The sequence below is a fragment of the Dyadobacter beijingensis DSM 21582 genome, assembly GCF_000382205.1.
In the GTDB taxonomy this organism is placed as follows: domain Bacteria; phylum Bacteroidota; class Bacteroidia; order Cytophagales; family Spirosomataceae; genus Dyadobacter; species Dyadobacter beijingensis.
Genome location: NZ_KB907787.1, coordinates 575,088 through 596,391 on the forward strand (window position 1 = coordinate 575,088; position 21,304 = coordinate 596,391).

Here is a 21,304-nt window from a genome sequence, read left to right on the forward strand (position 1 = left end):
ATGAAATTGTTAGTTCGCTCGGTTCGGGTAATTGATAAAAAGTCCCCTTTCAATGGTCAGGTGAAAGATATCCTGATCGAAGACGGGAAGATTAGAAAAATTGGAGACAGCCTCGATGCCGGCGATGCGCAGGTGATCGACGGTAGCGGCCAGTGCGTATCGGCCGGATGGGTGGACATGCGCGTGCAGGGCCGCGATCCCGGTTTCGAGCATAAGGAAGACCTGCATTCCGTGCGCGAGACGGCTGCGCATGGCGGGTTCACGGAAATCGTGCTGCTGCCGAACACGCAGCCGGTGGTGGACACGAAAGATACGCTGAACTACATCCGCCACAGCAGTTTCGGCGGACTGGTAACCCTGCATCCTGCGGCGGCTTTGACCAAAAAGGCCGATGGTGTGGATTTCACGGAAATGATGGACCTGCACCAGGCTGGCGCCATTGCATTTACCGACGGCGAGAACCCGGTACAGAATGCGGACCTGCTTTTGAAAACCATTCTATACCTGCGCCCGCTGAATGCATTGCTCATTAACCGCCCCGAAGACCGCCAGCTGACGCTTTACGGGCAAATGCACGAAGGCGTGGCGAGCACGCTCGTGGGTATGAAAGGAATGCCTGCATTGGCAGAGGAAATGATGCTGATCCGCGATTTGAAATTGCTGGAATACGCATTGGAAAAAAATACCTACGACACATCGGCACCGGTACTACACGTTTCGCTGCTGTCGACCGTGCGCGCCGTCGAGCTGATCCGGGAGGCGAAAGCGAAAGGCCTGCCGGTGTCGGCGGATATTGCGGCGCACCAGCTGGCATTTGAAGATAAGGACCTGATCGGCTTCGATACGAACCTGAAAGTAAACCCGCCGTTCCGCTCGCCGGAGGACAATGCGGCATTGCGGCAAGGTTTGGCGGACGGCACCATCGACGCCATCGTTTCAGACCATAACCCGCATGACGAGGAAAGTAAAAACCTCGAATTCGACCACGCCGATTTTGGCATTACAGGCCTGGAAACGGCATTCGCATTGTCGGTTATGCACAGCGGCCTGGTGGTGGACGACATCGTAGAGAAACTGACGGTGCAGCCGCGTCGTATCCTGCGCCTGCCGGAGGTGAGCGTAGCGGAAAGTGCGGCGGCTAATCTCACATTCTTCGACCCAAATGCGGAATGGGTATTCGGCAGAAGTTATTCCAAATCAAAAAATACACCGTTCCTGGGGCAGACGCTGAGAGGCAAGGTAAGAGGGGTGATCAATAACGGTAAACAGGAGTGGTTCCAATGAATTCGATTTTAGCATATTTTAATAAACCTATCTTAAAAGTGTCGCTGCAATTCGGAGCGGCGACGGGCATTGCTGCGTTTTTGTTTTTTACAGGATTATACCTCGTGGGTGCCCAGCCGCTGGCGGGCGTAAGAGTGCTCGATATGGGCATTTACACGATCATGATTTTTAGCGGACTGCGGTATTTTCGCAAAAACTATGGAAACGGGCTGCTCCATTTGTGGGAAGCACTTACGATGGGATACGTGATCACCTGCGTAGGGGCGATCATTAATGGCTGGCTCATTTATCTTTTTGTAACCTATATTGATCCTGCGGTTTTCTCCGACTATATTACCAATGCGCTGGACGTGCTGACCCAGGGCCGGAAATCGCAGACGAGTTACCTGAGCGACAAGGAGTTTCTGGAATTGTACGAGACGGTGAAAAATAATAAGCCTTCGATCCTTATCAGCAATGAGATAACGCAGCGGCTTGTGATGGCAATCATCCCGATCCTCGTGATTTCCTTGATTTTGAGAAAGCAGGATTATAGTGTTCTTCAAAACAACAAAACTTAAACCTTTACATGGAAGAAAAAACATCTACCGCCCGCGTTGCATTGAAGTACGGCGTATTGGCCGCCGTCGTGACGATGATCTACTCCACGATCCTGTACGTGACCGGCCTGGGCCAGAACAAGACTTTGGCTTCACTGTCCTACGTGTTTATGCTCGTGGGTATCGTGTGGGCGATGCGCGAGTTCAGGGAGAAGAACGGCGGCTTTATGAGCTACGGCGAAGGCCTGGGGCTCGGCTCGCTGACGTCGGCGGTACTGGGGCTGCTGAGCTCCGCGTTTACGATGTTTTATATCCAGTTTATCGATAACGACCTGCTCGCAGCGGGCATCGACCAGATGCGGGAGGATTTGGAAAGAAAAGGAATGGACGACGCGCAGATCGAACAGGCGATCGAAGTTTCGCAGAAGTTCATGTCGCCCGGCATTATGTTCGTGACGGTGATTTTGGGCTACGTGGTAATGGGTTTCATCGTTTCGCTCATTATCGCGGCCATTATGCGAAAAGAGAAGCCGGTTTTCGAGTAATGCATTCCTGGAAAGACTTTAATAATAATTCTAATAGTGTTAGCAATCTTCCGAAAAGAGGTAGCCAGTTTTTTCAACTCCCTGATCGCCTACATCGTCATGGCGGTGTTCCTGACGGCTATTGGCCTGATCGTATGGGTTTTTCCCGATTCCAACATCCTGGATTACGGTTACGCCGACCTCGGCTCGTTTTTCGGCCTCGCGCCTTATGTGCTGATATTTCTCATTCCAGCTATTACCATGCGTTCGCTGGCAGAGGAATCGCGCAATGGCACATTGGAATTGCTGTTAACCAAGCCCATTCGTAACATCGACCTGGTACTTGGCAAGTTCTTGGCGAACTGGGTGCTTGTAGTGCTCACATTGCTTCCGACGCTCATTTATTATTACAGTGTGTACAAACTGGGTAATCCGGTAGGCGACGTCGATTCTGCGGCGGTGGCAGGCTCGTATCTTGGGCTATTCCTGTTTACCGGCGTGCTGGTAGCGATGGGCATATGGGCCTCGTCATTGAATGATAACCAGATCGTGGCCTTCATCCTGGGTGTGTTTCTGGCATTCATCTGGTACGTCGGCTTCGGGGCGATTTCCGGCATGTTTGGCGACGGTTTTGCGGCCAACCTGCTCTCCGGTATAGCCCTGGACGTTCAGTACCAGGCGCTCGGCAAAGGCCTGATCGATTCCCGCAATGTGATTTACCTGCTAAGCCTGATCATTTTCTTTATCTTTCTGACACTCTGGCGCGTAGAAGGCCTCAGGAAGTGAATGCGGATTACCTGAAATCAATCGCTGTCGATCCATTCCGGTGTGCTGTTCGTATATGACAAAAAGCACACTACGATGATGAGCACAGACAGACGGTCCAGGGTGCCGACAATACCCCCTTCTCTGGTGATCTCTTTCTCCTACGGCAATGAGGCAATAATTTGTTATAGCCCAGCCCGCTATCCGGGAAATTTTATTAGATTGCCGGTAAGTAATTTACAATTAACTATTAAGCAACTCTTGGCGACAGGCAAGGTAAAATACTCGGAAGAGGAATTGGTGGCAGCGCTCAAACGGAACGAGCGAAACGCCTTCGAATTCCTGTACGACCATTACTCGGGAGCTTTGTTTAATATCATTTCGAAAACGTTGAAGGACGAGGAGAAAGCCGCAGATGTGTTGCAGGAGAGCTTTCTGAAGATTTGGAAGAATATCGCTTCCTACAATCCGGAGAAAGGGCGATTGTTTACATGGATTATGAATATCGCACGTAATGGAGCGATAGACGCAGTCAGAGCGGAGGGCCGGAAACCGGCGATGGATGATATTGAAAACACGGTGGTCCTTAATGAGAAGGATACGTACGAAGATTCACAGACAGTCAGTTCGGACATGAAGGCGATCGTCGACATGCTGCGGCCCGAACGGAAAATACTCATCGATATGGCCTATTTTCAGGGCTACACGCATGAGGAAATATCCGAGGAGCTGAGTATACCGCTGGGCACCGTGAAATCGCGGATAAGGACCGCATTACAAGAGTTAAAACAATACTTTGCAGTATGAATATCCAAGCCTATATAGAGTCCGGTATATTGGAGGAATATGTATTGGGCACTGTTACTCCCCAGGAGAAACAGGAGGTGGAGTGTATGTCGCATATTTACCCTGAAATCAAGGAAGAGCTGTTGCGTACCGAAAGTGCATTGGAAGAATATGCACTGAAACACCAGGCAACGCCCCCGCCTTCATTGAAAGAGTCGATTTTTGCACAAATGAATTTCGAAGCACCGGCGGAAGAGGAAATCCAGGCCGGGGAAATAGCAGAAGAGAAGACCGTTTCATTGTCTGACACCACCGCCACCGTGCAACCCGTGGAGCCGGAAGCACGTGTGATCGACCATGCATTCGACCGCGTGGAAACGCAGGTAGTAACGCCTACATGGGCGAAACTGGCCATTGCGGCCTCCGTACTGCTGGCATTGTTCGCGGGATGGTCGGCTATGCAGATGACCGACATGAAAAGCGCCAACAACAAACTGACGGCCGAAGTGGAGAGCATGCAGGCCGATATGGCGGCGATCAAAGGGCAGGCTGAATATAACCAGTCGCTGGCTGCATTGTTCCGCAGCCCGTCTTACAAACACATACATTTGGCAGGTCTGCCGAAGTCGCCCGAAAGTGCGGTATCCGCATTCTGGAACACGCAAACGAACGAAGTGTTGCTCGACGTGCAAAACCTGCCCGCAGCGCCCCAGGGCAAGCAATACCAGCTTTGGAGCATTGTGGATGGCAAGCCTGTCGATATTGGTATGCTGGATAATGCATTTACCGGCAAAGTCCTGAAAATGAAGAACACCAAAGCCGGTTCCGTCGCATTTGCCATTACATTGGAAAAAGAAGGCGGCAACCCAACCCCGACGATGGAGGAAATGTATGTGATGGGGAAAGTGAGTTAGTATATTGATTTGTAAGATGATACGCGCTCATTGCGGGGGAGATACCTTGCAATGAGCGTTCTTTTTGTTAATCACCTAAATACCTTAAACCTTATGAAACGCCGTAATTTTATCGGAAGCGTTACCCTTGGCGGAAGCCTGCTTTCGGCACCTTTCGAAAAACCGGAAGCCGGAAATGCTGTTTCCGGAAAGCAAAACATCGCTAAACCCGCTACATTAACCGCCGACCTCGTCATCGCTGGCGGCGGTCTCGGCGGTTGCGCGGCCGCATTGGCGGCATTGCGCAATGGCCTGTCGGTAATCCTCACCGAAGAAACCGACTGGATCGGCGGGCAGATTTCCCAGCAAGGCGTGCCGCCCGACGAGCACCAGTGGATCGAAACGCACGGCGCCACGAAAGCTTACCGGCACTTCCGGACGGCCGTTCGCGAATATTACCAGAAAAACTACCCGCTCACCGCCGACGCCAAAAGCCGCAAAAACCTCAATCCCGGCGACGGCTCCGTATCCAAGCTCTGCCACGAACCACGCGTAGCAGTGGCCGTGCTTACCGACCTGCTCAATCCATACCTCAGCACCGGCAAGCTCACATTGCTTTTGGAACACAAAATCGTGGCCGCCGATGTAAAAGGCAACAAAGTACAAGCCCTCACCGCGCAGAACCGCCGCAACAAAGCCCAGGTAACCCTCACCGCGCCCTATTTTGCGGACGCTACCGAGCTCGGCGACCTGCTGCCCATGACCGGCACCGAATACGTCACCGGCGCCGAATCCAAAGCCCAAACCGGCGAATCCCACGCCCCCGAAAAGGCCGACCCCGAAAACGTGCAGGCATTCACCGTCTGCTACGCGATCGACTACCGCCCGGGCGAAAACCACGTGATCGAAAAGCCGCGCGAATACGATTTCTGGAAGAACTACGTGCCTAAAATGGCCAAACCATGGTCGGGCAGGCTGCTGGACCTTTCCTACTCCAACCCCAAAACCCTCGAACCGAAACAGCTCGGCTTCCATCCGGAAGGCTTAGCCACCGGCGACAAACTGAACCTCTGGCTCTACCGCCGCATTATCAACAAGGCCAACTTCGCGCCCGGCACTTACGCCGGCGACATTACCATCGTAAACTGGCCGCAAAACGATTACACCCTCGGCAACCTCATCGGCGCCAGCGAAAAGGATTTCGACACCCATTTCGAGCGCGGCAAGCAACTCAGCCTCTCGCTCCTTTACTGGCTCCAAACCGAAGCCCCGCGCCCCGACGGCGGCAAAGGCTGGCCCGGCATCCGCCTCCGCAAAGACGTCATGGGCACCGAAGACGGCCTCGCCAAATACCCCTACGTCCGTGAATCGCGGCGCATTAAGGCGCTATTTACCATTAAGGAAGAGCACGTAGGTGCCGAGCAGCGGGCTGCTGTTACCGGGCAATCTGCTGGCGTGAAGGCTGCTACTTTTGAAGATAGCGTCGGGATTGGTTATTACCACATTGACTTGCATCCGAGCACGGGCGGGGATAATTACATTGATTTCGGGTCATTGCCGTTTCAGATTCCGTTGGGGGCTTTGTTGCCCGTAAGGATGGAGAATATATTGCCTGCTAATAAGAATATTGGGACTACGCATATTACGAATGGGTGTTATAGGCTGCATCCGGTGGAGTGGAGCATTGGGGAGGCTGTGGGGTTGTTGGTGAAGTATGCTTCTGAGAAGAAGGTGCTTCCGCGGGGTGTTAGGGAGGATAAGGGGCTGTTGGCGGGGTTTCAGGGGTTTGTGCGTGGGGAGGGGGTTGAGTTGGAGTGGAAGGGGTGATTCTAAACTTTTTTGAATCACAATAGACTATCTTAACCTGAACTTAATATCACGGACTTGTTCAACCTGTATTGTTGAATCTACGGGAATTTCGCAAAGGGGAGCCAAAATTATTGTCATGATACTACCATTGACAAGTAATCTATCGTTATCTACGTCTATCGGCGGAGATATTGGATCTGATAAATTAAGTTTTGATTGTTTTATCGATTTGGATATAAAATTCTTTTGATTTGTAATAAAATTCTCAACTACAATAGCGAAGTCCCAAGCATCTGCTTTGTCATATTCGATCTTTCTCTGAGAGATTGACTGTAAGTTTTTTAGACTTATCTCATCAAATAGGATATATCCATTTTCGTGTTTTAGACGATTGAAAGGGTAGTGTGTAAAGTCGAAGGTAACTGTATTCTCAAACCTCTTCTCTTGATTATCTTGACTGAAATACGATTTATCAATTGATAAGGATAGATTTTCTAAAAGTATTTTTCTAAAACTCAAAAAAATATCAACTAAATTTGGGCCAATTTCGCCGAGTTCATTATAAAGTATTAGAGACGTGGGTGCTTCCGTCGTGGTTCCGAAAGCGACTTCAAATTTTGGTGTACTCGCTGGTGGCCTATTAGTACAAGATGTGTATCTTGAATTTCTAAAATTAATCGATGAGAAATTGCAGTTTAAAAAGTGTAAATAGAAGTGAACCTGTCTACCAGTTTTTCCCCATTCTTCGTCCAATAAGTCTCGTATTAAAAAAATATCGATATTCTTGCTTCGAGCATATTGAACAGCACCAGCCTCATATCCAACAGTAGTGAAAATAACTCCCTTATCGCCATTTAAATCTTCAATCGACGCTGACAGTACATCGACAACCTGCCGATCAACCCTTTTACGCCACTTTTTGCATTCAATTAGTATTTTAAGTGTGTGTAGCTTGCTTTTTTGAGTTACTCTGACATCAATTTGGCGTTTGGTACCAGATTTCCCGATTTCGATAACATTATGCTCTACGGCAAAATTTTCGCTATCTTGATAGATTTCTGCAACAAATTTTTCGAACTCTTTCCAATCAATGATATGTTCGAAAAAAGTCTTCATGAGCGGATGTTAAAATGGTAGTCGATTATCTTTGTTTAGTACATACTCTTTATCTGTTCAATCCATTCTGGCGTCTTGTAGGTAGCTGTTAATTTTTCGACATACTTTTTTGCGAATTCAAACTTTATATTACCAGAATTGAAGAACTGATCAAGTGATTTTTGCTTACTTATGGATAGGTCAAGAGCGAAATATGTAGGTGTCTCATCAACAGAATCTATTCCTTCTAGTAGATTTTCTAGTTCGGAAAAGTTCGATCGGAATTCGCATAATGTTTCAAAGAATAGTTTGCCATTTAGAGAATCTTCGATTTCTGTTTTTGGGGAGACAGGATTGGAATCGATATTTACCAATATTGTGTTTTTCTCACTTGCTTTATTTACAATTCGCAAACAACTCAAATTTTTGAGATCATTTCGAACAGGATACTGAACAAGCTCAGAATCTGTATCAGATAACAGAACGACTTTTCCCCTAATATCCTTTTTGAAATCTTCGTAGGCAACTTGCAGATTGTTATAAATTCGCTTGATTTCACTAGCGCCACCCACAGGAATTACACGAAGCTTCTTCTCTTGCTTGATGTCGGATAGATAGGCTTCAAAATATATTTTCTCCGACGAGCCTTCGCAGATAAGCCAATTGTAAGGCTCATTATCTAAAATACTTGTTACGACTGACTGCGTAAAGTCATTAATGCTTTTCAATCTTATATCGAAGGGGAGTTTTCCTTTTGACGCGGATATTGCTTGCTTAACTTCTTCCCTATAACTCGTAACATTTACCAAATCGAAAAAATGGCCCTTGTCATTTCTAGATATTACGCTAACACATCCATCTTCAACGGTTGGTATAAATCCATACCAATGAGTAGTAAATAGCAGTTGTTTACATAATATACTTACCTCAAATAGCTTGTTGAATTGATCGTAGCACGCTGACATATGCAGCGAAGATTCGGGTTCGTCTATACCAAGAATTATTTTTTGAGTTTCGCTACGATACCTTTTTAAGAAGTGATAAGCCAATTCGATAATTGCTTTCTGTTTCTCGCCAGAGCTAAGAACAGACATTTCGAGCCAGTGAGAGCCTTCTTTTTTATGAAGCTTTCTAATCTTGAAATATGCCTCTACTATAAGCTTATAAACATCGTGTTTCCTGAGATTAACTTGTCTCTCTCCAATTGTTCGAAAAGAGTAATCTTCAAGCATGCCGGAGAGAGAGTCAATGAAAACACCCAGGCTGCTATTAATTTCTTGTATTTTTGTGTTAGGTACATACTTTTCAACAATTTGGTTTAAAGTTTCACCCATTAGTGATTGTATTTCCTTTGTTTCAAGTTGTAGAAAGTTTTCAGGATCAATATCTTTTGGAATATAAATGTATTCAAAGAGGTTCTTTAATTCTGATAGAAGACTCCTAAACGTTTCTAAACTCTCATCGGGTATAACCTGCGAAGATTTGTCGAAATCAGATGATAGAATTTCTCCTAGTTTTCGAGTGTTGAATATACTAAGACTAGGTAGTTGGTCATATGTGATACCAAGAGGTAGTATGAAACTGTTCTCTTTTGTGTGATTTCTTTGAATAATCTTTAACTGATCTTGGAAAATCTTGAATTGCTCTCTATTCTGACCTATAATGTCACTTTCTTGGAGGTCCCAAATATAGTCACTTAAAGTTTGTGCGATCGGTTTGTTTTCTTCACCGATATCTTGTTTGTCTATTAGAAAAATGGGTACAATATAAGGACGTGTGGTTGTTAATCCACTTCTTTTAGTAATAACGTTCAGATTCCAATTTTTGGCGTTAAAGAAGCTGTCCAGAGCTTCCAGTACTGAACTCTTTCCAATTCCGTTATTACCAACGAGCCCACAAAAATTTTGGCCGTAGGTAAGCGGAACGTAATTTATTCCAGAATAAGTTTTGTAGTTTCTGACTAGTAAGCCAACAATCATGGATATGGAGGGTTGTATTTAATATATATATTATAAGCTTTGGCAGAAGCCGATTTACTGTTTGTGGGACTTTCTTTCTGATTATGACTGGTCTATATACGCAGATCCAATAGGCAACCTTGGGGAAGTAATTTTCTCTTTTTATTGAATTGATAATCAGGCTGTTGCGCGACTTTTGAGTGCTCGTGCTGAAATTTTAGCGACTGAGTTAACATAACTTTGTTGTTGATATGTTTAGACAGGCTTGGAACAAGATGCTGCGATACTTATGAATTTAAATGACTGTTTTTTGGCGCTATACTTTGTCAGCAATGTGCAATGCATTCTACTTACCCTGAATCAACCGCTCCAACCGCCCCATCATCTCATCCTTCTCCTTCAACATCCGCTCGTACAAAGCAATCTTCTCCTCATGAAGCTGCATTAATTTATCGATAGGATGGAAAGTCGGATTATTGTTCACCGCATTGAGCATAGCATTGTCATTGAATGTATTAGAAATCACATTCACCGCCTTTTCCTCATCAAAATTCCGAATCGCCTCAACCGGTATTTTCAATATCGCTGCTACTTGTTCCAAAATGTCGGAATCGATCTTTTCGCGCTGTTCGAGCGTGGAGATTCTTTGCTGGTTCCAATCGCTGCCGAGCTCGAAGGCGAGCATGTCCTGTTTGATTCCGAGCATTTCGCGGAACCGTTTCACGTTGCGGCCTTCGTGGATCTTCGGGTTGGAGGTAGTATGTGTCATACGGGGGCTATTTCGTTGAAAAGGCAATTTATATAAATCCATCGGGAAGTGATCCGGTAATTTACAGGTATTTCGGCGTAAGTTACGGGGCCCGCGGGTTGGGTACGGGTTGCAGGAATGCGTGCTTTACGGAAAACGTAAATGCACGGTTTGTCCCGCACTTCTTACACCCACAAAATGAACACAGAAACACACCCTATCGAATGCACGGATGCAATGTTGCTGGCCTATGGCCGCGAGGTAGGCAAGCTCCTGAGCAGCAGCAGCGCCGAATGCTGGCGCGACGAACTTTGGACGATCTTCACCGGCTACATCATCTCCCTGAAAGAACAAGGCCCCGCGCCGGAGCTTTGCGATACTTACTTTTCGTTTAAGGAGCTGATTGCGTTTTTCGAGAATGTGGAGCGGATTGGGAGAGGGGACGAGCTTTTATCCGTCTGAAAATAATCGTTTTTCACAAATGAGGCCGTTTTATAATCATTTTTCATGAAAATTAATTATTTTTCACAAATCTCCATGGAATCGAAAGCCAGAAAGTTATGTCGGAAAATAATCGTATTTCAGAAGAATGGGCTGAAAATAATCATTTTTCACAGTCTGTAACTGTTTTTCATGGAAGGCAGGCTCCGGAAAGAGCATTACTCGTAGGCTATGGTGCCATTATAGAACGGCTTGCACTCAAATTGCCCTTGCCGGACAAGTTATCGTTGATTGGCGCCCGCTACAAACAGCTATCGGACGAGCACTGGAATGTATTAACAGCAAGATATACCCCGTCAGATAGCCTTTACGGTCATTTGGTCTTCGCTTTGAAATATGAAGGGGTCAACTTGCTATTTTTCAAAAAGTTATTCGAGCGCATTGGGAAGAGTGAAGTCGAAGCGTTGGTGAGCATTGAACGTACGGGCCAGTACAGCCGACGAATATGGTTCTTGTACGAATGGCTGATGGACGAGCCGCTCGATATCCCGGATTTGAAGGAAGGGAATTACGTGCCGCTGCTGGACGGGGATTTACAGTTTGCACTGGAAAAGTCTGTCAACGTGCCCCGGCAGCGTATCCGCAATAATTTGCCGGGAACGAGGCAGTTTTGCCCGCTGATATTTAAGTCGGAAAAACTCAAAAACTTTATTGGAGAATCGCTTGAAAAGCATTCTTACGCGACTTTAAAAAACGTCCACAAGGATATTCTGGCCAGGACATCGGCATTTCTGCTGTTGAAGGACTCGAAGGCATCGTTTTCGATCGAGGGTGAGAATCCGTCGCCAAGCAGGGCTATGCTGTGGGGCAAGGCGATCGGGCAGGCCGGTGACAAGCCACTTACTTCGGAGGAACTACTGCGTTTGCAGCAGATAGTGATCGGCGATTCCCGTCGGATACAACTAGGCTTTCGGACAGAGGGAGGGTTCATTGGCGAGCACGACAGGTCAACCGGAACCCCGATGCCCGATCATATTTCGGCGCGGTGGGAAGATCTGGGCGAATTAATGGAGGGGCTTCTTGAAGCTGCTGAGCTGATGGAGCAAAAGGGCTATCATCCTGTTTTGATTGCCGCGTCGATCGCATTTGGCTTCGTTTTCATTCACCCGTTTGTGGATGGCAATGGTCGGCTTCACCGTTACATCATTCATCATTTGCTTGCTCAAACCAAGTTCAGCCCGGAGCAGATGATATTTCCGGTTTCGGCGGCGATTCTGGAAAAAATAGGCGACTACCGGTCAGTTTTGGAGCATTACTCTCATTCCGTTCTCCCGTTCATCGACTGGGAGCCGACTGCCGATCACAACGTGGAAGTCAGAAATGAAACGGCGGATTACTACCGCTATTTCGATGCCACGCGGCAGGCCGAGTTTCTCTTCGAGTGCGTTGCGCATACGATCTACCGCACGATTCCGGACGAAATCAAATACCTCGAACGATACGACGCATTCAAAAACTGGCTGGACGACCACATTCCGATGCCGGATAAGATGGTGTCGTTACTAGTGGTTTTTTTATCCCAAAATGCGGGAAGGCTGTCACGCAGAGCATTGGATAAGGAGTTTGCTGATTTGGAACATGAAGAGATTCAACTGATTGAAAGTAAATACAAGGAAATATTTCAAATGCAGGAACCAGCCCGCTACATGATCGCGATACGGCCGACCGCCGAGATTGTCGAAGCGGTCAGGAAGATGAAACTGGCATTGAAACAGGCTGTCGGAGGGTTTTTCAACAGTGTGAATTCGGAAGCGCACATTACCATATTTGAGTTTTACGCTTACGAGCATGACTATCCGCTGCTACTCAAAGAACTGTTGGACAAGGCAGGCACGCTGCGTCCTTTCGAACTGGAATTCAATGGATTTAATCATTTCGCTACAAGCGGCGCGTTCTATGTAGAACTAACGCCTGAATCAACAAAGGCAATCGTCGACCGCTGCAACCAGCTTAAACAGGCATTGAATTCAAAACTCCTGAAAGACCACACCGAAGGCTGGACCGACATGTTCGAAACCCCGCATATGACCATCGGCCGGCGGCTGCGAGCGGATTGGATCGAAACAGCCTATTCACTGTTCGAACGGTTCGATGCAAAGTTCTGGTGCGATTCACTCGCTGTGCGAAAGTTCAATGACGATCGAAAACAGTTCGACGTCATTGATACACTGCCCATGCTGGGGGGCGGGGGTATGTTTTAAGCTGGCTGTAATGCGTTGTTTTGCAAAGGGCGGAAATGTTGAATTGTTTTACGCTCTACTGCTCTCTCGGCATGCCACAGATCGTAATTCCGTTGAATGTCCAGCCAGAATTCAGCGCTAGTCCCAAAAGCTTCGGATAAACGAACGCACATTTCAGAGCTGATTCCCTGATGCTCATTCAGGATGTTAGATAGTGTTTTACGAGTAATGCCCAAGCCCTTTGCAATTTCAGCCTGGGTGTAGTCGTGACCGGTCTCCTCTTTTAGTCCTTCGATAGTTTCCTTTATCAATGCCCCAGGGTGGGCTGGTCTCATGCCTCTTTTCATAATTTGCTTTGTTAATGGTAGTCCAGATAGTCGACGTCGAAATGTAACAGGGTGTGTTACATTTTGCAAGAGCCTGCGTTCAAAATGAAAAAGACGAGCGGTATGTGCCGTTCGTCTTTTTCACTGATATCTATTTGATGTGGGATTATTTCCCACCCTTCGCCTGCTTCAACGCCGACGTAGTCAGCCAATATTTAGCAATCATATTAGGCACCTCCCACTCAGGCAATTTCCCGGCTTTTAGATACTCCATATACTTGTTAGCCACCTGCGCGAAGTGCGATTCGTGGCCGGTGTCGTACTTGGCATCGATCACCACTTCCCAACCCGCAGCAGTCTTTTTCAAATCCACGCCGGGATACTTATCCTGCACAGATTTAAATGCAGCCGCCACCGCATCTTCGTATGCTTTCGATTTGTCCGTAGTTTCAATATAAAGCACAGGTTTGTACTTCTGCTCCTTGCCCTGGCGGACGATCAGGTTGGCTTTGGAGCCTTTCATGATCGAGTAATGCGTGTCGCCAGTGCCTTCGGGGGCCTGGAAGTTCCAGATCACGGATACCTTCGCGTGAACGCCTTTCAGGGTATAGTTCAGCTCGCCGTTGGAATAGACATTCAGCAAAGTGTCCTTAATATCCTTTTTGAGGAAATCAGGATAGGTTTCGCTTTTGGTGACGAGTTTGAATTGCGACGGCGTGAGCTGGGTAGCCGTGCGCTTGGTCGAGAGGAGTTGAATGTCCTTTTGATAATCGAGGGATACATTTGGGAAGCAGCTCCATTGCACGAGGTCCACGAGGTGGGTCGTTACGTCTACCATGCCTTCGCCTTGCTGGTTCACGTCGAAAAACCAGGTTGGACGTACCAGCGGCTCGCCGGAAATGTATTTGAAAAAGTGGTGAACGCTTTCTTTCGATACCGCGGGGTTCTCGGGCGTGCCTTTTTGCAGTTCGCCGAAGATCTCGGGCAGCAATGCGAGTTCGCGTTGCAGGGTGTTGGTGATTTCATAACGCTCGGTCATGATATCGTACAGGAGCACCTTATTCTTGTCGGCGCTGGCGAATGCTTCTTTCAGCTTGTCGAAGCCCGCCGCGTCGATCGCCATCGGTTTGTCGGCAAGGACGTTCAGGCCTGCATCGACAGATTTTTTGATGAAATCGGTCTTTTTCTGGTTGTTACCGGCCAATACCACCACATTACCTTTTTTCTCCGAAATCATTTTCTCGAAGAAATCGGCTCCCGTGTACACTTCTTCTTTCCAATGCGTCGGGTCTTCGGGGCGGGTGTTGTATTTCTCCACCTTGTCGAGGTAAGCCTTCACGTCCGGGCCTTCGGACGCGTACACGTGCACGACCGAATCCACATCGTCGTACATCGATTTCTGAACCAACGCCGCATGGAAGTGGCCGGGCTCTACCACGATCAGGCTCAGCGGTTTCTTCTCCTCATTCTTGGCCTCCTCTTTCTTCGAATTACATCCCTGATTGAATACCATTGCGCTCAATAAAGCGATTGTCAAGAGTTCTTTTCTCATTTGAATGGGTTGAGGTAATACATTGCAAGATAGCTCCGGTGCGGAACTATGCCTGCGAGTATGACGAAATTTCTTTGAGCTTCCCTGAACTGGCCTGGTCGATGAACAATATCGCGTGCGGGTGCCTGCGAAGGATGGTCGACGGGTAGGCTTCCTGGATGTCCTCGGCCACGGTGTGGTAAATCGCCTGCGCCTTTTTCTCACCCGGTACGATGCAGAAGGCATATTTGGCCTTCATCAATGTCGGAATGGTGAGGGTCAATGCGGTTTGCGGTACTTCGCCGAAGGTGTCGAAGCATTCGTCGTTGACCTGCTGCTGGCGGCAGGCGTCGTCGAGTTCCACTACTTTCACTTCCAGTGGATCATCGAAAAACGCCACATGCGGGTCGTTGAATGCCAAATGCCCATTCTCGCCGATACCGAGGCACACGATGTCGATCGGGTTCTCGCGGAGGAGTTTCGCGTACCGGTCGCATTCCTGCTGCGGGTCGGTAGCGTTACCGTCGAGGTAGGAAACTGAACGCACGGGCACATGGTCGAACAACCGCACTTTCAGGAAATACCCGAAATTCTGTGGCGCATCGGCGGCGATGCCGATGTATTCGTCCATATGAAATGCATTGATTTTCTCCCATTGAATGCCCGGCTCGTCCTTCAACGTCGCCAGAAACTCGTTCTGCGAAGGCGCCGAAGCAAAGATGATATTCACAAATTCTTTGGTATCCTGAATCTCCCGGATCTTCCCGGCAACGGCTTTGGCCGCGGCTTCGCCCATTTGCTGTCGGGTTTCGGATATGTTGATTTCCAGTTGGTCGACTTTCATTTTGTGTTAGTTAAATTTGGGGTATCGCGTTTAGGTAAATGGTTTTTCCCTTGATAATGGTCCTTTGAATGCGGATATCGGCATCGAAAATGACGATATCTGCGTCCTTGCCCGCCACTAATGTGCCCTTGCGGTCGTGTACGCCCATAATGCGTGCAGGTGTTGCGGTCGCCATGCGCACGGCGTCGAGCAGGGACACGTCGGCCATATTCACCATCGCGCGCACGAGCCTGTCGGCAGTGGAAACGCTTCCGGCAAACGAAGTACGGTCGGGCAGCTTGGCGACGCCATCCTCGACGATCACTTTCAAGCCGTTTTTCAGCGAGCCCAATGTGCTTTCGCCCTCCGGCATTCCCGCAGCGCGCATGGCGTCGGTAATCAATGCAATGCGGTCGGGACCTTTGATTTTATAAATGAGTTTCAAAAGCGGCGCGGGCAAATGCACGCCATCGGCGATGATCTCCACATCCATATCGAGCAAAAAGGCGCTCTCGATCGTGCCGGCGTATCGGAACGCGTTCCGGCGCGTCACGCCCGACATGGCCGAGTACAGGTGCGTCGCGAGCGTGTAGCCGTTTTCGAACGCTTCCAGTACATCTTCATAAATGGCGTCCGTATGCGCCACCGCCGCCAGAATGCCTTTTTGTTTTAATCTTTTTCCAAAATCAATAGCCCCCGGCAGCTCCGGCGCGGCGCTCCAACGTGTAATGGAATTGGAGTATGCCAAAACCTCCTCATACTCTTTTGGATCAGGATTGCGGATGTACCGCGGGTCCTGCGCTCCCCGCTGGCCCAATGCGAAATAGGGGCCTTCCAAATGCATTCCGAGGAATTGCGCGCCATTGGCATTGGCTGCATTGGCCTTTTCATAAAAATCAAGGGTTTCAAGCAAATCCTCTTTTTCGGCCGTCAATGTAGTCGGTACCATTGCGGTGGTACCATATTGGGCATGGGTTTCAGCAATCTTCAAAAACGCCTCCACGCTGCCATCCATGAAATCATGCCCCCCGCCGCCGTGGATATGCAGGTCGATAAAGCCGGGAGCCACATAATGTCCTTCGGCGTCGATCACATCCGCGCCTGGAAAATCCACATCCCGCGTTTCAATCCCGATAATGATGCCGTTTTCAACCCAAACCGTCCCATTCCGGATGTACCGGTACGGGGTGATAATGGTTCCGTTTATGATTTTTAATCGCATTGTGTTACAAATATTGCGGTCTACAAATCTTGCGGTGCTCTGCACCTTACCGATGAAGGTGCAGAGCACCGCAAGATTTGTAGATATGATACAATTTTAAAATCCCCATTTGCGCAGTTTGTGCCCTTTTACGGCATAAAAAACCAGATACAAATAGCAAGGCAGCAACACCCAGTAAGCCTCCCGCACATTCACCACATCCGCGAAATGCCCGTAGAAAAGCGGCATAATCGCATTCCCGCAAAGGCCCATGATCATGACCGACGCGCCGAGCTTGGTAAAACGCCCCAGATCGTCGAGCGCGAGCGGCCATATGCCTGCCCATACGAGCGAGTTGGCGAGTCCGAGCAGCACGACAAACCAGATGGAAATGTCCGTAGTGTGGCCGAGGAAATTCACTTCTCCATGCGTGAAAATGATGAGTAATGTAAAAATGGTGCCCAGCAGCGTGCATATCCGCAACGCATTTACCTGACTGATGAATTTTGGAATAACCGTAATGCCGATCAAATACCCGCAAATGGTGCAGAACAGCGTGTAGGACGGAAAGACTTTTGCTTCCAGCAGATCAATGCCCATGGAATTGGCATAACCGATAATGGTATCGATCGCGATCACCTGTGTGCCTACGTGCAGGAAAATCGCTAGCGCGCCTAAAATAAGGTGCGGAAAGTCGAAAATGCTCTTCTTGCCCGCATTGGCAGAGGCGATTTCCTGGCTTTCGTGTTCGGTGTCGATTTCGGGCAATGGGGATTTGAAAACCAGGTAACCCAATACAAACAGGAACGTTCCGAGGGCAATGTAAGGATTGATCACCCTCCGAATAAGCTCGTCCAACGCTGCACTGCGTTCGACGTCACTCATGGTACCGAGCTGGGCAAAAAGGTCGGTGTCGGTAGGCTTCAATATCACCGCTGCGAAGACGATTGGTGAAAGTATACCGGCGGCCTTGTTACAAATGCCCATCATACTGATCCGCTGCGCCGCGCGTTCCTTCGCGCCGAGGATGGTAATGTAAGGGTTGGCTGCGGTTTGGAGAATGGCGAGACCAATTCCGATCGTGAATAGCCCCATCAGAAATATCTCGTAAGTCCTCGACATTGCGGCGGGTACGAATATGAATGCGCCGAGAGCCATCGCCCAGAAGCCGATCATCATGCCCTTTTTGAAACCAACTGCTTTTAGCAAATACGAAGAAGGCACCGACATCACGAAGTAGGCAATGTAAAAGGCAAATGCGACGAGGTAAGCCTGAAAGCTCGTCAGTTCACAGGCGATTTTGAAATAGGGGATCAATATCGAATTGACCCACGACACAAAACCGAAAATAAAGAACATCAGGCCGATCAGGAAAATCGAGATCGTCGTTTCCCGCTTCGTCAGGTTTTCTACTTTGATGGCAATGGCTTCGCTTTTCATTAAAAAATTGTTTTTCAAATGAAATAATTGAGAAATCCCGACTTCGTGGAGATTTCCTTCCGTCAGATAAATCAGACGGGACTGGATTTTTAATTAACCCTATCTATTACCGTCGGCTTTATCCGACGGAAGGCCCAGAAGTTGAAACTGGCCGATTCGATTAAACCGTCGGTTCCCACCCCTTCTGATACTCCCGTTTCCAAAACTTCTCCGCCGCTTTACTCCCTTTAATATGCCCGTTCGTAGGATCGATATTCAGGGTCTCACCAGACCGGATGGCAATATTCCCCAACTGCGCCAACAACGTACTCTGGTGCCCGCCCACGATCTCAGCCGCCAGCGGCGCGCCTTTCTTGATGCCATCAAAGAAGTTCTGGATATGAAATGCATCGAGGCTCTGCGAAGGGTTCATCTTGTTGCGCGGATCGATGACCAGGTCGTTCTTTACCTCTTTTACCAGCTTGTTATCGAGATCGTAAATCTTATAGTTATTGCCTTCACCGATTTGCAGCGAGCCTTTTTCACCATAAAAAACAACTCCCACGCTGCTACCTTCGATCGTCCGGCCATTGCAGCTGCGGCCTTCCCAGGTCATGGCGGTATTGTTCGCAAATTCGAGGTTTATGACCTGCGTATCCGGTGTTTCCCAATCATCTTTGTAGCGGAAACGGCCTCCTGAGGAAGTTACGCGAGTCGGGAAGTCAACCTGTAAGCCCCAACGCATGAGGTCGAGCATGTGGGTGCCGTTGTTGAGCGCCTCGCCTGTGCCCCAGTTCCAGAACCAGTGCCAGTTGTAATGGACAATATTGTCCTTAAATGCGCGGCGTGGGGCCGGGCCTTGCCACAGTTCGTAGTCGAGCCAGGAAGGCACGGAGGTTTCCTTACCGATGCCGATGGACGCGCGATTATTGGTATACCAGCCTTTGGCAAAATACGGCCGGCCGATTGCACCATCATGTACTTCCTTGATACCCGCAGCCACATTTGGCCACGAGCGGCGCTGGTTGCCCATCTGGATCACATTCTTGTATTTTTTCGCGACCGCCACCAGCAGTTCGCCTTCGTGCGGATTATGGCTGCAAGGTTTTTCGAGATACACATGCTTGCCTGCTTTGGAAGCCAGAATGGCAGCCGGGGCATGCCAGTGATCGGGCGCAGCTACCACCAACGCATCCATATCCTTGTTTTCAAGGGCCTTGCGGAAGTCGGGGATGTTGGCGGGTTTGGATTTTTGCGTGTCATTTACAATGCCGATGCATTTCTCCGCAGCGCGGGTATCGACGTCAGAAATCGATATGACTTCGCAATTCGGCTGCAATGCATAATTGGTCGCCAGTGCGAGGCCGCGGCTGTTCACGCCCATCATACCTACACGAACCTTCTCGTTCGCGCCGATGATTTTGGCATAGCTTTTCGGACTGAACCCGGGCAGTACGCCTCCGAAAGTGAGTAATGCGCTGCCAGCCAATGATTTTTTGATAAAGTCACGACGGTCGTTGCCGCTATCGCCGTTGGGATTATTTAGATTTTCCATTGAGAAAAAGGTTAATGTCTGGTTATTGGAACGGGTTAGGAACTTTAACTAGGTCCTGGATTATCTTGCCCTTATGCTCGAAGCGGGCCAAAGTATAAACTGTACCATCAGCACCCACGGCAATGGAGTTCACATAAGTAGGTCGCTCACCGTCCTCGTAAAAGATCGCAGCGTGGTCTTTATAGGTATGGGTAGGTAAATGATACGTAATTAAATGCAAATTTTCCAGTCCGCGCGCCGCACCCTTGGCGATCTGATCTTCCCCTTTGATGCGTTTGCCATTTTCAAAAATGGGTCCGCCGGTGAGGTAATAGATCGTTTCGCCATCCGGGCCAAGCTGAAAACCGAGGTAACCATAACTGAACTGGTCGAACATGCCGCTTTTGCGGGAAGGCTCGGAAGTAATGCGTTCTACAATTTCAATTTTCTCGGCCCGGGGATCGAACCGGAAAAGGTAACCCGAGTTGCCATGTACACCGTAAGCGACCTGCTCCGTGGGATGCCAGAAAATCTTTCGCCAATTGTAGCACATGCTGCCGGGGCGCGTCGGGTCGTATTTGCCGAAATAGTCCAGCCGCAAATCCACGTTTTCAAGTTTATGCAGGATTTGGGTTTCAGGGTTGTAAGTCAAAATATCGCCGTCGGCGGTGGAGAAATACACATCGCCCAGCTCCGCATCCACAAACAGCGACCTGCATAGCGAGCGGAAATCGCTGCCCGGCGTGCCTGCTTCGCCTTTGTGCGAGATCGGGCCGAGGTTTTTCAATACTCGTTTCTCAGTATCGAAATGGATGAAATGACCGTACGGCCAGCTAATGCCATATAAATGACCCCGGTCGCGGTCCATTGTCATCGATACCATGCCTTCGCCGTTAGGTACCAAGGCAAGGTCTTCGAATGCACCGGTTTGGAGGTCATAGGAAAGAAAATGTCCGCCCGGGTACAATGTGTAACCTTCGGGGGCTTGCTCGGGCAGCCGGTCCATGCCGTCGATCAGCTGGTAATAGCCAACATGCGTCGAGAAATACAGCTTTCCATTTCTTTCGTAAAAACGGACGTGGCTTTTGCCTTGCGGAATGGCTTTTAAATGCGTTTCGCCACAGATTTCGGTCAGGTCGCCCAGGTGTTTAGTGTCGTCAGTGGCCGGGTCGTACACAAACATTTGCCCGCCGATCTCGTGGTTATCGGACGAGAGCAGGTAATAAATCTTGCCGTCGCTCGCAGCCGAGAGCGCATTGTAGGTGTCATGCGCCCGCGAGAAGCCCGAATAATAATGTTTCGCGATCAAGGGTTTCGGATCGGTTAATGGCTCGAAGGCGATGGAATAATCGATACTGTTCACAGGTGGAGGCAAACTTTGGGTAAAC

At 48.8% G+C, this 21,304-nt stretch carries 19 protein-coding genes; 9 read left to right on the forward strand and 10 right to left on the reverse strand.

Going from position 1 to position 21,304, the window contains the following annotated elements; translation table 11 throughout:
* The 7 genes from H144_RS0109660 (at window position 1) to H144_RS0109690 (ending at window position 6,618) form a co-directional block, all read left to right on the forward strand.
* Entirely contained in the window at window positions 1–1,284 is a 1,284-nt protein-coding gene (locus H144_RS0109660; protein ID WP_019941850.1) for a dihydroorotase, read from the forward strand.
* Window positions 1,281–1,844, forward strand: coding sequence for a DUF4199 domain-containing protein (locus tag H144_RS0109665; RefSeq protein WP_019941851.1), 564 nt, complete (start codon window positions 1,281–1,283; stop codon window positions 1,842–1,844). Before H144_RS0109660 ends, H144_RS0109665 begins: the two co-directional genes overlap by 4 nt.
* 8 nt (window positions 1,845–1,852) lie before the next feature.
* On the forward strand, window positions 1,853–2,368 hold the full coding sequence (locus H144_RS0109670) for a DUF4199 domain-containing protein (RefSeq protein WP_019941852.1): 516 nt from the start codon (window positions 1,853–1,855) through the stop codon (window positions 2,366–2,368).
* Window positions 2,369–2,404: 36 nt separating this feature from the next.
* The gene (gldF, locus tag H144_RS0109675; protein ID WP_026350555.1) at window positions 2,405–3,133 is read left to right on the forward strand and encodes a gliding motility-associated ABC transporter permease subunit GldF; all 729 of its coding nucleotides are present in this window, start codon (window positions 2,405–2,407) and stop codon (window positions 3,131–3,133) included.
* A gap of 240 nt (window positions 3,134–3,373) precedes the next feature.
* On the forward strand, window positions 3,374–3,919 hold the full coding sequence (locus H144_RS0109680; protein ID WP_026350556.1) for an RNA polymerase sigma factor: 546 nt from the start codon (window positions 3,374–3,376) through the stop codon (window positions 3,917–3,919).
* Complete coding sequence (locus H144_RS0109685) at window positions 3,916–4,812, forward strand: anti-sigma factor (RefSeq protein WP_019941855.1); 897 nt, start codon at window positions 3,916–3,918, stop codon at window positions 4,810–4,812. Before H144_RS0109680 ends, H144_RS0109685 begins: the two co-directional genes overlap by 4 nt.
* 93 nt (window positions 4,813–4,905) lie before the next feature.
* The gene (locus tag H144_RS0109690; RefSeq protein WP_019941856.1) at window positions 4,906–6,618 is read left to right on the forward strand and encodes an FAD-dependent oxidoreductase; all 1,713 of its coding nucleotides are present in this window, start codon (window positions 4,906–4,908) and stop codon (window positions 6,616–6,618) included.
* Window positions 6,619–6,645: 27 nt separating this feature from the next.
* Here H144_RS0109690 and H144_RS0109695 read toward each other — a convergent pair whose 3' ends face one another.
* The 3 genes from H144_RS0109695 to H144_RS0109705 all read right to left on the reverse strand — a co-directional run bounded on the left by H144_RS0109695 (window position 6,646) and on the right by H144_RS0109705 (window position 10,422).
* Window positions 6,646–7,716, reverse strand: coding sequence for a restriction endonuclease (locus H144_RS0109695; protein ID WP_019941857.1), 1,071 nt, complete (start codon window positions 7,714–7,716; stop codon window positions 6,646–6,648).
* A gap of 35 nt (window positions 7,717–7,751) precedes the next feature.
* A complete protein-coding gene (locus H144_RS0109700) occupies window positions 7,752–9,674 on the reverse strand; it encodes an ATP-dependent nuclease (RefSeq protein ID WP_019941858.1) in 1,923 nt (640 codons plus the stop codon).
* 325 nt (window positions 9,675–9,999) lie between these two features.
* The gene (locus H144_RS0109705; RefSeq protein ID WP_019941859.1) at window positions 10,000–10,422 is read right to left on the reverse strand and encodes a helix-turn-helix domain-containing protein; all 423 of its coding nucleotides are present in this window, start codon (window positions 10,420–10,422) and stop codon (window positions 10,000–10,002) included.
* A 177-nt stretch (window positions 10,423–10,599) separates the two neighbouring features.
* Here H144_RS0109705 and H144_RS0109710 point away from each other — a divergent pair, with 177 nt between their 5' ends.
* Window positions 10,600–10,863 carry a hypothetical protein gene (locus H144_RS0109710; protein ID WP_019941860.1) on the forward strand — a complete coding sequence of 88 codons (264 nt, stop codon included), beginning with the start codon at window positions 10,600–10,602 and terminating at the stop codon, window positions 10,861–10,863.
* Between the two features lie 389 nt (window positions 10,864–11,252).
* A complete protein-coding gene (locus H144_RS31655; protein ID WP_229207872.1) occupies window positions 11,253–13,103 on the forward strand; it encodes a 2'-5' RNA ligase family protein in 1,851 nt (616 codons plus the stop codon).
* On the opposite strand, the gene H144_RS0109720 is transcribed toward H144_RS31655, so the two are convergent.
* From H144_RS0109720 to H144_RS0109750, 7 genes are all read right to left on the reverse strand, one after another.
* Window positions 13,100–13,429 carry a HigA family addiction module antitoxin gene (locus H144_RS0109720; RefSeq protein ID WP_019941863.1) on the reverse strand — a complete coding sequence of 110 codons (330 nt, stop codon included), beginning with the start codon at window positions 13,427–13,429 and terminating at the stop codon, window positions 13,100–13,102. The two genes, H144_RS31655 and H144_RS0109720, sit on opposite strands and share 4 nt — an antisense overlap.
* Before the next feature lie 145 nt (window positions 13,430–13,574).
* The gene (locus tag H144_RS0109725) at window positions 13,575–14,960 is read right to left on the reverse strand and encodes a putative oxidoreductase C-terminal domain-containing protein (protein ID WP_026350558.1); all 1,386 of its coding nucleotides are present in this window, start codon (window positions 14,958–14,960) and stop codon (window positions 13,575–13,577) included.
* A 46-nt stretch (window positions 14,961–15,006) separates the two neighbouring features.
* A complete protein-coding gene (locus tag H144_RS0109730; protein WP_019941865.1) occupies window positions 15,007–15,783 on the reverse strand; it encodes a glucosamine-6-phosphate deaminase in 777 nt (258 codons plus the stop codon).
* Window positions 15,784–15,793: 10 nt separating this feature from the next.
* Window positions 15,794–16,984, reverse strand: a complete 1,191-nt coding sequence (gene nagA / locus H144_RS0109735) for an N-acetylglucosamine-6-phosphate deacetylase (protein WP_019941866.1) — start codon at window positions 16,982–16,984, stop codon at window positions 15,794–15,796.
* Window positions 16,985–17,080: 96 nt separating this feature from the next.
* Window positions 17,081–18,403 (reverse strand): sugar MFS transporter, encoded by a 1,323-nt coding sequence (locus H144_RS0109740; protein ID WP_019941867.1) that lies wholly within the window; start codon window positions 18,401–18,403, stop codon window positions 17,081–17,083.
* A 160-nt stretch (window positions 18,404–18,563) separates the two neighbouring features.
* Complete coding sequence (locus H144_RS0109745) at window positions 18,564–19,937, reverse strand: Gfo/Idh/MocA family protein (protein ID WP_019941868.1); 1,374 nt, start codon at window positions 19,935–19,937, stop codon at window positions 18,564–18,566.
* Between the two features lie 22 nt (window positions 19,938–19,959).
* Window positions 19,960–21,279 (reverse strand): hypothetical protein, encoded by a 1,320-nt coding sequence (locus H144_RS0109750; RefSeq protein WP_019941869.1) that lies wholly within the window; start codon window positions 21,277–21,279, stop codon window positions 19,960–19,962.
* Between the last annotated feature and the right edge of the window lie 25 nt (window positions 21,280–21,304).